This window comes from bacterium (genome assembly GCA_008933615.1).
In the GTDB taxonomy this organism is placed as follows: Bacteria; CLD3; CLD3; order SB21; family SB21; genus SB21.
On sequence record WBUR01000014.1, the window covers coordinates 1 to 12,195 of the forward strand.

Sequence of the window (12,195 nt, forward strand, 5' to 3'; positions counted from 1 at the left end):
CCGCATCCCCGTATCACCCAGCTCTGAGCTGTTCTCTTCTGCCGATTCATCATCATTCTGCGCATGCGAAATCCACCACGGTATATTGGAATTATAATAATAAACCCAGAGCGATGACGCTCCAAAAGGGCTATCCGTCGCGCCAAATTCATTATAGTCCAAATTATTCACGTGACAAGATATGCAGGAATTTTGATTGGAAATATCGATAGAATGTGAATAGTATTCCGGCTCTGAACCGGTTTGTTCTTCCGATGGCAGCATTATGTTTTTTTGGTGCCATACGACTGTATAACAACCACTGATCATACTGATACTAAATAATAAGAACGCCGTATCCAGCAAATGTAGTTTCCTGAACATGGCTGCCTACTTCTTGTAGGTACGGCTGTTCACATTGGGCGAACTGGAGCGTTCACCGGATGAACGGGATGCACTTCTTCTGTCAGAAGATTCATTGGAATTGAAAGTTCTTGAAGATTGATATTCATTCCGCGAAAAATGAGTCTTAACGCTTTCAAAACCCTGCTGAAACGTTTTATTATTGTTCTTAGGAACGTCTACTTCTCTGTAATTACGCTGGCCGGAATTTCCTGTTTTCTTTTCTACAGGCTTGGATGCCGTTGTTGCTGAATTGGTGTTAAATCGCCTGCGGTTTTTCTTTGTCGCTTTTGCTTCTTTTTTGTTTTTCGAGACCGCAGTCATATCGGATTTTGCGGTGGTTCCGGAACGGTATTGTCTTTGTGAAATAACGGCTGTAGAGTTAATCGCGTTTATCCTGTTCTGTCCCGATCCGGTTGTATTCAGCGCATCATGGCGCAGACCGTAATTTCTGCGTGACGAGTAAGCGGTATAGGAAGTTCCTGGAGAATACCATGGGTCTGAATAATATGGATAATAGCCCGGATAAGAAGGATAATAGCAGCCTCCCCAATAATAATAGTCGTAGGGATAATAATACCCCGCCGGATACCATGTATAGCCTAGGCTGACACTCCAGTAGCTTCCCGGATACCCGTAGCGGTAACCAGCCCACCATGGCGAATCATAATAATACCTATTAATGACAACCGTTTCGGCATATTCATCTTGATCCGAAGCAGAATCGTCTTCGGCATCCAGACTATCCGATTGGATAATATCTGCATTGGTTTCTTTGGATTTATCGGATGGTTCCTGGTCAAACTCCGAATAATACTCCCCGGATTGTTTCAGGACAGTGTAGCAGCTCGACAAAAAAAACGTAAAAAATATAAAGGCAATAAGTGCAGCGCCGCCTTTGATTACTGTGATTGTTTTCATAAAACCACCTCTTCCTTTCTAGAAGGCCAAAAAACAACATGACTCCTGACACAATTAATATACATTAATAATTCAGGTTTGTCAACAAATTTGTTTTATTTTTTTGACAAATAGTGGTTCTTAGAAAATTCTATTAAAATGTGGTAACCAAAGACAACCGGAGTTCTCTTGAGAATTTCCCGAAACTTTTTGAATTATTAAGCATATCCGTCATAATGAAGTCGATCATGACACGGTTGCCGAAATTAAACTTTACGCCCATATTAAGATAACCGCGTTTATTTCCTATCAAACCTTTGTTATCATTTAGTGCCAAATCGTATTCTCCGACGAAGGATAATTCATCATTAAGACTTTTGTCCATTCCGATGAAAAATGCCGGCCCGTCATCTTTATCTTTCTTCTCCGTGACCGACCAACTAATTCCTCCATGGAAACCGAGATTACCCATGAATGCATAGTTCTTACTTGCAACAACAAAAAGTCCGCGTGATTTTTGCGTATATCGATTCACTTTTTGCGAGGCAGAATCTACACCAACTTTTTTAATAAACGGCCCAAAACCCTGATTATCAAAGCCGACTGTGACTGCGGGACCCGGTGTACTTTCATCGATCATTCGATATCGCGCCTCTACACCCGGCAGAGGATTGAATTTAACTTTGCCCGAACCGATAATATTCTCTCCGCCGAAGGCAATGCCGAACATAAACCGATCGGTAATGCCCACACCAATACTGGTCAGCACACCGCCGTTGTCAAACAAACGCATCCCAACGTCATATTGGCCTTTTTGAAGAACACCGGCGGTTGGCACGTTCACCAAACTTCGTTTTTGCTGTGTCACATTCTCTTGCGCAAAACTTTGGATGCCCATGGCGAGCGCAAGACATGAAAAAATGATAAATCGTTTCAAGATACCCTCCTTGATAGAGTGATGTGTGTACTTATTATTATATGATTGTTGGTATATCCGTTTCAAGAGTTCAGTGTAAACCCGTTTAAATATACAAAAAAACTAAAATGAAAAGCTATTTTTTTAATCACCTTGCGTTTCGTACAATGAAAAAGCCTTCGGTACAATTGTCTTGCTACAACGATACCGAAGGCTTGGGTCGAATTTAAACAGAGAATTATTTATACGGATTAACGTAATCCCTGTCAAGCATCCAGCTGTAGCACGATGCCGACTGGAGCTTGCCAAGACTGCCCATGAAACTGTCCGATTTCGTCACGCCGTTTTGGCGGCAAACAGATGCGTACGATTTCGCATTTTTTTCTGTATCAGGAAAACCGGATGCCTGATCAAAATATTTCAAAGCCACCATATTCGCTTCTTTCGCTTCGATGGTCAGCACGTTGCCTGAACAAATTTTAATGCCGTCAATAATTGCCAGGCCGATGAGGAAATACGGTTGCCCGAATTTTTTTATTTCCATCGCCTTGAGAGAAAGGCTCCACGTTTTAGGACGGTTTCCTGCGTCCAGATATACGCGCGCTAATTTACAAATCAAATCTGCATCTTTATCATCCAATTTGTATGCGCGCTCATAAGCATCTATCGCTTCCTTATGTTGAATCTTTGCATCATAGGCTTCGCCTAATTTGACCAATGCGCTCTTACTATTGGGATCTTTTTGCAGGATTTCCAATGCATTCGAGATCGCACCATCGTAATCCCCTTGTTGGAGTTGCACGTCCAGAAGGTCGCTTATATAAAAATCTTTGGGGCCTTTCGGAAAAAGTTCCGTGTATCTCTTGCATCTTTCCAGCCACTTATCCTTACCCACAACTTTGATATACGATCTCTTCAACGGATCCAAAACGTAAACCCACGTCGCTTCATCTTTTGTATCTTTATCCAGAAATTCGTCATACACTATGACCGCTTCTTTATACTTCGCCGCTTCCATCCACATGCCGGCGATACGTTTGAGTTCCTCCAGATTTCCTGAAATCTCGTAATATTTACGGTAATAATAAGCGGCTGAGTCAAAATTCAGCATCCCGTGATGATAAATTTCACCGATCGCGTAAACGTGTTCTGGAACGTTTAAGAACGCATATCCTTTCTTCCGCACATAGATTGCACTGTCAAATTTTTTGATCTGATAATAACTATCTGCCAGTTTTTCGTATACGCTGGTAAATTTCAAACTGTCTTTGGGATGCAGCGCATTGTCGCAATCCATGGCTTTCCAAAAATACGGTATCGCGTTGGGGTATTCCATATTCTTCCAATATTCACTTCCGGTACTCCAGGTCTTTAAGCATTCGAATTCCGCAGACCCATCCTGAGCGCTTTGCGTATAACCGGCCTGCGCAAGCATCAAAATCAGAGTGATGCTCAATACTTTACTTCTTATGTTCATGGTAGCCTTCCTTCCTTATCTCAGTAACACATATGAAACGTATTATCTTCGTTGACGATTCTGAAACCAGCGCTCTCCGCCGGAAACAGAAAAATTGATTCTAAAAATTCTGTCGCTTACTGCGTTTGTTGATACGGTTCCTCTTAGTCCTAACTCAAACGTTACATCAAAAACATTTCTTCCTTTGTTGAACGGCATTCCAAATCCGGTCGTCAAAAAATACTCGTTGGCAAATTTTCCGCCTGCGCTACTGGCGTACATATTCTGAAAATAAAAACCGCCGCGGTAGTGCCATTTATCAAAATAACTTGCTGAGATTGCTTCGGAAGGTGACCGCTCTGCTCCGAGTGAAACCCGTATCGTATTTCTGTTATCTTGGGTATTTCCGAACGCTTTAACCCCGTTCCATCCGGAATAAACCATGTCCATCCCTACTATATATCTTGTATTTAATTCATACGTGCCGCCCAGCCCAATTTCAAATGGTGAAACCGCTTGTCCGTAGCTTTGAAAGGTCGTGTCGCCGAGCGCGTCTATTTGTAGAACTTTTTTTGTCATATCGCTGCCGAATGCAACATAAGCGCCGAAGTGATACTTTTGGTATTCATATATTCCTCCGGCGACCCAACGTAAACCCGCAAAATTTTCTGTGCGGCTGTCGTTTGTATTTGAAAAATCCGGAGAATCCCAAGCTACTTGCCAATTGCGCTGTACGGAACCCAGTAAATATTGTGCGGAAATACCCACCGTCCACTGCGGGTGAACTTTCCCCGCAACGGTAAAGGCTAATTGACGTATCCCGCCGTCGCCGATAAATTTTTCCGTGTAATCCGTTCCTTCAAAAGAAGAAAATGATTTGTAATTATATTCCACTTTCGCATACCGGGCAAGGCTGAATGCGGCTGCAACATTTTTTCCAAACGGAATAGCAAACGCAATGTGGTTCAGGTTGACGGAATTTGAGAAAGCCGATTGGGATGAATTACTCACCTTAACGCCCTCATAATAAAAACTGCCTTCAAATCTCGTCATCCGCAATCCGATCAGCCCGGCCGGATTATTATAGTTGATCGTATAACCGCTGGGCACGGCAATATTAACTCCGCCCATTCCGAGCGCGCGGATATTCGGGCGAAATTCGACCAGCCCATAGCTGGAATAGGAATAGGAAGATCCGCCAGCATACAATGACGCTGGATAAAGGGCAATGAGAAAAAACAAAAAAAATCTAAATCGTATCGGCATAATTAATTTTCCGGAGGCAAAGTGTAATAAATTATTATTTTCGAAGAATGTTCGCGATCCAATGGATTATTAAGAAATCTTGCACGATACAGTTTTCTGAAATTCCCTCTCACTTCATCTCCATGTGAAATCTGTAAACCGTAGTTTTGCGAAGGAAAAGTCACCCAGTCCTGCATTTGCCGCGTAATATTAAACTTCAAAGAATCGTCCTCAAGATTGTCGGTAAGTCTGCCGCGGAAACGCGACAGCGGATCGATATACAACACGTCAATTCTCTGGGGCACGAGCGTCCCTGAGACCCAGTCGGAACTTTGCACACGCAAAGCCTGTAGCAGAAGCGAATCTCCCGTACTAAACTGATAATTGTACACCGGATCCAATTTCATTACAAGTGTTGCGAGATTGATCGTCGCGTTCGTCGGTATTTTTGCCGTACTGAATTGTATTATAGAATGATAGGGCAATCCGCCTCCCACGGTAAGCGTATTTGGCGGCTGTGGCGCACGGTCCTGGAAAATATATCCGCTATATCCCTGATTATAAATCCCGCTGGATAAATTAACGGGAATGACTGGAATATGATCCACGGTATTCGTCTGCGTTTTTGGATCAAATTTTTGATATGTTACGTCCAGTCTCGGCACAGCATTCGTGTCTAAAGAACCTAACGAGGTTAATACATTTGCTCCATAGAATTGCTGAACGAAGTTGGCTCCTGAAAATTCGATGATAATCCCGTTATTAATTTTAGAACGGTTGGTATCGTTAATTGCCCAGACCCAATTTTGAACGGTATCGCGGGGCATATTGATCGTAATGAAAGTACCGCTCGTCGGTGTATTCGTTATCGTGGCCTGAGCGATAATGTCGCCATTATCTCCTGCGCCCGTGAGTCGATTCCATTTGAGGTCGTCAGACGTCCAAACTTTTTTTATGGTGCGAACGTTCGCCGTAAATGTGCCGGCCGGCCCGTAAGAAGCAGAAGTAATAAATTGCAGTTTTGCGCTGGTGACGATAACGCTTTCAATTTCCGCCGGCATAGTAAAACGCATGGCGATGCTGAAATCGTAATTATCAATTGATCCTAAATACAATCTGTCGGATGCGCTTGTACCGGTCGAATCCATAAAAGACGTGTCGCGCACAATATCATCAACGTACAAAGTATCAGTCCGGATATTGCCCGCTAATTCTCCGGTATCAATTCCGGCCAGCCCAATCGCATTGGCGCCGTCATCCTCGCATCCCGTAATACTGAAAAGAACAATTAAAAAAATTGTTATGAAGGCCTCAAAAGAACGCGTATGCGCATTCATGAAAAATCCGTGTATGTTCAAAAACCAAAATCTCCTTATCTTGTTCGTATTCCTTACGGGCAAAGAATATCACGTGCGCCGTGGAGGTAAATTTAAAACTTAATATTAATTCGATGGCCGCAGAACTTGCAGTTAGGGCCGCGCATGCCTCCCAAATTGGCTTGATAGTCCCTGCGTTTGATGATCAGACGTTTGCAATTTGGACAAAATGTATCCGACACGCCGTCAATATCTGTGTCGGTCAGGTAAGTATAATTTAATTTCTGACTTGCTATCTTATACGCCTTGACCATGCTTTCGTTCGGCGTCATTGCAAAATGACTCATCTTGTGATGCGGAAAAAACCGCTTAAAATGCACGGGAATATCTTTGCCGACGCCCGCTACAAAATCTACAAAATCGCCGACTTTTTTTTCGCTGTCGCTTTCACCGGGAATCATCAGATAGGTCAGTTCCAAATGCGTTTCGTCGTTGGCCAACTTGATGGAATTCAGAACCACATCCAGATTACCTTCGACGTATTTATCATATACTTCCTGGCGCATGGATTTGACGCTGATATTTATTCCGTCGATATACGGCAATATTTCCGTAAACGGTTTTTCATTCGCATAACCATTAGAAATCAAAATATTCTTCTGGCCGATGCCTTTAAGTTTACGTGTGGCGTCCAGCAGAAATTCAAACCAAGTCAGCGGTTCCGTAAAACTATATGCAACGCCAATGGAGTGGCTTTTACCGGAATAATCCAGGAGCGTTTGAAGAGAAATTTCTTTGTGTTCTTTTCGCTCAAGTGAAATTTCATGATTCTGACAGAACTGGCAGCGCATATTACAGCCGTTGGCCGCAACGGACAGAACGGTAGAGTTGGGATAATAATGAAAGAAAGGCTTCTTTTCCATCGGGTCGTAGACCGCGGTCACGATCCGGCCGTAACTGGTCGCATAGAGTTTACCGTCTACGTTGGTGTAGCCCCAGCAGTCGCCTTCTTCGCCGTTTTTTAATTTGCATGCGCGCGGACAAAGTTCGCAGACCACGTGGTCGGCCTCGACTCTATAAAATTTTGCTTCAACCATCATTATATCCAAAAAATAGGTTTTTTCGTCAAGGGCGAATATATCCACATTACCCAAAAAAAGCAACCTTTAAAACGCGGAGAAATTCATACGCTAATTTTCGTTTAACAAGCACTCCTCTCTTGTATCAACCGTTATTTTTTTTTAGATTGGCGCGATTTAAAACTGAAGGAGAAAGGATCTTATGGAATCCCTTAAAAAGAAAACCGTATTGATCACCGGCGCAAGCGCGGGTATCGGCGAAGCCACGGCCATCGCTTTTGCGGAGCTGGGCGTCCGGCTCATTCTCACGGCACGGCGAAAAGATAAACTGGATATGCTTGCCAAATCGTTGAAAGAAAAATTTAACACGGAGTCTTTGTGCATGTCACTTGATGTCACGCGCCAAAAAGACGTCCAAAAAACCATCGATAGTTTGCCGGCCGCATGGTCGGAAATTGATATACTCATTAACAATGCCGGCCTTGGGCGCGGAGTGGATAAAATTCACGAAGCCCGTATCGAAGACTGGGAAGAAATGATCGACACGAATATCAAAGGATTACTCTACGTCAGCCGAGCCGTCATTCCCGGAATGGTCAAACGAAATAGCGGACATGTGATCAATTTAGGTTCTGCTGCAGGCCATGAGGTGTATCCCGGCGGCAATGTGTACTGCGCAACCAAACACGCCGTGGATGCGCTCACCAAAGCTATGCGCATGGATCTGATTGAGACGGCGGTTCGCGTGAGCACGGTAGACCCAGGTTTAGTGGAAACGGATTTCGGGATTGTGCGTTTTAAAGGGGATACTGAAAAAGCAAAGAAACCTTATGAAAATATCCAGCCGCTAGTCGGAGCGGATATCGCCGATATCATTATTTTTATCGCTTCACGTCCCGCGCATGTGAATATTAACGAGGTTATCGTCATGCCGAAAGCGCAGGCATCTACAACTATGGTGTACCGGGGGAAGAAGTAATTATATCTTCACCGTTAAAATCTCATCCCACCTGGTGGTAAACCGCGGACTGCGATAGGCTTGCTTCATTCGCCAAGGCTTGATCATACCGGAAGACGCGTATTGAATGGTATCAGAACCGAACTGATAATTGATCGCATCGACCGCACGCAGTAATTTTTTTTCACGCACAAGATCGGGTTCCTTTACAAACATGTCTCTTTGCATTTGATTATCCGGAACGATCCCCGAAAGAAAAACGCCCGTTTTCTTATACGCGTAGCCGTCTTTATATATCTTTTCCATGATTTGATGCGCATGGCGGATCAGCACGGCCGTATTGGCCGAAGGAAATGGTAAACTGAATGTCACGGCATTACTGTAATACGGCATATCATTAAATGGATTGGTCGTGATATACACCATGATCAGGCCGGCGAGAGAGTTTTGCGCTCGCAGTTTTTCTGCAGCACGTGTGGTATATGTTGAGAGCGCCTCTTTCAATCCATCGAGTTTCGTCACCGGCTTACCGAACGAGCGCGAACACATGATTCCTTTTTTTGGCGGAACGACCATATCCAACGGGAGGCAGGAAATGCCCCGCAACTCCCACACCAGCCTGTGTCCGACTACAGTCATGTTCTTACGAATCCATGTGTCGGGTAAATTTTTTAACTGCAATGCATTCAACACGCCGTGCCTGTTGAGCATCTTGGATAAACTTCGTCCGATGCCCCATACATTTTCCACCTGCATTTTTTCTAAAACTTCATCTACGGAGGGATAATTCACAAGATCAAACACACTCTGCAAAGCCGAATTTTTTTTAGCCGTTTTGTTTGCAACTTTTGCCAGTGTCTTAGTGGCGCCAATACCTATGGATACAGGGATGCCCGTACGTTGTTTAACTGTCGCGCGAATAGTCTTGGCATAATCGGTCAGATTTTTATGTTCAAACCCATTGAGCGATAGAAAAGCTTCGTCGATGGAATAAATTTCTATGTCCGGTGAAAACTCCATCAACGTGGCCATGACGCGTTGGGACATATCGCCGTATAGGGCGTAATTGGAGGAAAGTACTTTCACTTCCTGTTTTTTTATCAGCGCCTGCATTTCAAAAAGCGGCGCGCCCATGGGTATGCCGAGCGCTTTGGCCTCATTGGAGCGCGAAATGATGCATCCGTCGTTATTGGACAAAACGACCACCGGTTTTTTTTCCAATGCAGGATTAAAAATACGTTCACAGGAAGCGTAAAAATTATTACAATCGATCAATGCAAAAATGTGGTCAGTTGCTGCCATGGTTATAGAGGATGAATCACCGTAGTCACAACACCCCAGATCTCAAACGGCGTGGATTCCGTGATCTCGATAGGATCATATTTTGGGTTTTCAGCTTCGAGAAAAATTTTGTTTCTGATCTTTTTCAGCCGTTTTACAAGAAACTCTCCGTTCAGTACCGCAACCACCACTTTACCATTCGCCGCCTGGAGGGAACGGTCCACGATGAGTGTGTCACCGGAAAAAATCCCGGCATGAATCATCGAGTCTCCCTCGACGCGAATAAAAAACGTCGCAGCGGGATGTTTGATAAGATGCTCGTTAAGGTCGATCTTTTTATCGAGAAAGTCGTCCGCCGGCGAAGGAAAACCGGCGGAGAGTTTATTTCCGTACATAGGAAATTTCTGTTCCGTCCCTTCGTCGTAAGAAACAATGTGCGTGACGGTCAATTTTTTAGACATGCGGATATTCCGTTTTCTTGAATAATATCTTCAATTTTTGCAAAATGCAACGGTAGCTTTCGTCGACATTAGATATCTAATGCGAATGATTAGTTCCCCACGAAACACGCGAAAAGACACGGAATTCCTTTGGGAAGGTATTTTAAGCGTTTGATTAAACGCTTTTCTTGTTAATGACTGGGGTTTTTTTCTTGCGCTTCTTTCGTGTTATTTTGTGTGTTTCGCAGGCTGATGTTTTTCAGATAGTCATTAGCATATCTATTTTTAACGCGCTTATCGGGTTGGCTCACAAATGGAAGAGAACACTTCAGTCTGAGCAAAGTCGAAGACTGATTTTACTAAACTTGGTCATGGTTCGACAAGCTTGTCTTGAGCCCCGCCGAAGGGCTCACCATGACGTATGTGAGTAAACCCGATAAGCACATTTTTTAATGATTGAAAAAGTAACATCCGATGATTATCTTAATTAAAAATAATTGCAGCAAAAAAACATCTTATGCCAAAAAAAACCAAGACAGAAAAAACAGAGTCGTTTGAACGTTCGCTTAAAAAGCTCGAAGATATTGTCCGGACGCTGGAAAGCGGCGAAACCCCGTTAGATGAAACCCTGCAGAAATTCGAAGAAGGAATGAAATTGGTGCATTTTTGCCACGGCAAACTAAACGAGGCCGAAAAAAAATTAAAAATCCTCGTCAAAGACAAAAACGGCTCCTTTTCACTCAAAGACGAAGAATGATTCTTACACACTCTAACGGAACATTATGAAAAAAATAAAGCTCAATCAGATTGCACATGCCCGCAGCGGCGATAAGGGCGACAGTTCCAATGTCGGTCTTATTGCGTTCAAAAAAGAGCACTTTGAACTTCTGCGTACTAAAGTCACGACGGCGGCAGTGAAGCGCCATTTTAAAGATATCTGCCGCGGCGAGGTCGACCGGTATGAAGTGCCTAATTTGCTCGCGCTTAATTTCATTCTGCACGATTCCCTCGGCGGCGGCGGCACAGAAAGTTTAAAAACCGACGCCCAGGGCAAAACGCACGGCATGGGTTTGCTGGAAATGGAAATTGATGTCGACGACGATTTTACCGTCTGACATGAATATCACTTACCAAACCTTTATCCACACCGAAGATCTTTCGCAGCAACGAATTCTCTTTCGCGCCGCGTTTCCTGAAAACGTCGGTACATCTTCGGAGTCCGAAGAACATTATTTTTGGAAATTTCAAAGCTTTCCCGCTACCCCTTTTTCGTATGAATATGCTGCATATTCGGACAAGGAACTTGTAGGCTACTATGCGGCAATCCCCTATTCCTACCGGATTGACGGCCAACTGACGGCCTGCGGAATGGTGTGCGACGTGATGACGCATCCGAAAAAGCAGGGCAAGGGTATTTTCACCGGCATAGGCCGGTACGCCACCGATGACTTACATAAAAATGGTGTGGGTTTTACAACCGGTTACCCGATCCGGCCCGAAGTGATTCCCGGCCACCTCAAGGTCGGCTGGAAAATCGTTTTTAATCTTCCGATGTACATTAAATTATTACGCTCAAACTCCGTTTTGAAATCAAAAAAAATTGGTTTCGCCGCCCCGTTGGTTAATGTTGGGTTGTTTATAGCTAATAATACATTCCGTCTGCTGAATAGAAAAAACCGGGATTACACATATGTAGTTCACACTCGTAATGAGTTTCTTGAGCTGGAGGAGTATAAAACTTTTTTTGAAAAATGGAAATTGCAACAGCAAAATATTCTGATCAAAACAAAAGAGTTTTTGGCATGGCGAACCGGCGCACCGCAAACGGAATACAAGTTCGTAGTAATTCGAAAAGACCGCGACGTTGCCGGAATTGCTATAACACGTTTTGTGGAACTCAAAGAAATTCCTTCGATCGCGGTTCTGGATCTAATGATTTTGAATGAAGACAAGAACGGTTTGAGTGCTTTGTACAGTGCGTTAGTTGATATTGCCGACAGATATAATGCAGAAGCCATTATCACTATGATGAGCAAGCGTTGGGCGCAGAATTACAACCTCAAACGCATGGGCTTTCTTAAATCGCCGTTTGAATTCTCGCTGATCATTAAGAAACTAGATCCTTCGATGGACGACGCGGCTTTGTTTGATGAATCAAAGTGGCATTTGATGTGGATAGATTCGGATGATCTGTAAACAGAAATGCTAAATTCGAAATTATGA

Annotated in this window: 13 protein-coding genes; 4 read left to right on the top strand and 9 right to left on the bottom strand. The window is 43.7% G+C overall.

Annotated elements, in window-relative coordinates:
* The 7 genes from F9K33_06720 to amrS form a co-directional block, all read right to left on the bottom strand.
* On the bottom strand, positions 1-363 hold a 363-nt coding region (locus tag F9K33_06720), incomplete at its 3' end, for a hypothetical protein (protein KAB2879999.1).
* Positions 364-369: 6 nt separating this feature from the next.
* Positions 370-1,302, bottom strand: coding sequence for a hypothetical protein (locus F9K33_06725; GenBank protein ID KAB2880000.1), 933 nt, complete (start codon positions 1,300-1,302; stop codon positions 370-372).
* A 133-nt stretch (positions 1,303-1,435) separates the two neighbouring features.
* Positions 1,436-2,218, bottom strand: coding sequence for a YjbH domain-containing protein (locus F9K33_06730; GenBank protein ID KAB2880001.1), 783 nt, complete (start codon positions 2,216-2,218; stop codon positions 1,436-1,438).
* Between the two features lie 217 nt (positions 2,219-2,435).
* Positions 2,436-3,674, bottom strand: a complete 1,239-nt coding sequence (locus tag F9K33_06735; GenBank protein ID KAB2880002.1) for a tetratricopeptide repeat protein — start codon at positions 3,672-3,674, stop codon at positions 2,436-2,438.
* A 42-nt stretch (positions 3,675-3,716) separates the two neighbouring features.
* On the bottom strand, positions 3,717-4,919 hold the full coding sequence (locus tag F9K33_06740; GenBank protein ID KAB2880003.1) for a hypothetical protein: 1,203 nt from the start codon (positions 4,917-4,919) through the stop codon (positions 3,717-3,719).
* Positions 4,920-4,921: 2 nt separating this feature from the next.
* Positions 4,922-6,235 (bottom strand): hypothetical protein, encoded by a 1,314-nt coding sequence (locus F9K33_06745; protein ID KAB2880004.1) that lies wholly within the window; start codon positions 6,233-6,235, stop codon positions 4,922-4,924.
* Between the two features lie 92 nt (positions 6,236-6,327).
* Positions 6,328-7,314 carry an AmmeMemoRadiSam system radical SAM enzyme gene (gene amrS, locus F9K33_06750; GenBank protein KAB2880005.1) on the bottom strand — a complete coding sequence of 329 codons (987 nt, stop codon included), beginning with the start codon at positions 7,312-7,314 and terminating at the stop codon, positions 6,328-6,330.
* Between the two features lie 181 nt (positions 7,315-7,495).
* On the opposite strand from amrS, the gene F9K33_06755 reads away from it, so the two are divergent.
* Entirely contained in the window at positions 7,496-8,272 is a 777-nt protein-coding gene (locus F9K33_06755) for an SDR family NAD(P)-dependent oxidoreductase (GenBank protein ID KAB2880006.1), read from the top strand.
* Here the strand turns inward: F9K33_06755 and F9K33_06760 are convergent, their stop codons facing one another.
* Both F9K33_06760 and umuD read right to left on the bottom strand, forming a co-directional pair.
* Entirely contained in the window at positions 8,273-9,553 is a 1,281-nt protein-coding gene (locus tag F9K33_06760) for a Y-family DNA polymerase (GenBank protein KAB2880007.1), read from the bottom strand.
* 2 nt (positions 9,554-9,555) lie between these two features.
* A complete protein-coding gene (gene umuD / locus F9K33_06765) occupies positions 9,556-9,993 on the bottom strand; it encodes a translesion error-prone DNA polymerase V autoproteolytic subunit (GenBank protein KAB2880008.1) in 438 nt (145 codons plus the stop codon).
* 496 nt (positions 9,994-10,489) lie between these two features.
* Between umuD and xseB the strand changes: the two genes are divergently transcribed.
* From xseB to F9K33_06780, 3 genes are read left to right on the top strand one after another with little or no spacing between them, the layout of a single operon-like run.
* Positions 10,490-10,729: an exodeoxyribonuclease VII small subunit gene (gene xseB / locus F9K33_06770; protein ID KAB2880009.1), complete on the top strand. Its 240-nt coding sequence runs from the start codon at positions 10,490-10,492 to the stop codon at positions 10,727-10,729.
* Positions 10,730-10,754: 25 nt separating this feature from the next.
* Positions 10,755-11,087: a hypothetical protein gene (locus F9K33_06775; protein KAB2880010.1), complete on the top strand. Its 333-nt coding sequence runs from the start codon at positions 10,755-10,757 to the stop codon at positions 11,085-11,087.
* On the top strand, positions 11,062-12,168 hold the full coding sequence (locus F9K33_06780) for a GNAT family N-acetyltransferase (protein KAB2880011.1): 1,107 nt from the start codon (positions 11,062-11,064) through the stop codon (positions 12,166-12,168). Before F9K33_06775 ends, F9K33_06780 begins: the two co-directional genes overlap by 26 nt.
* Positions 12,169-12,195: the final 27 nt, after the last annotated feature.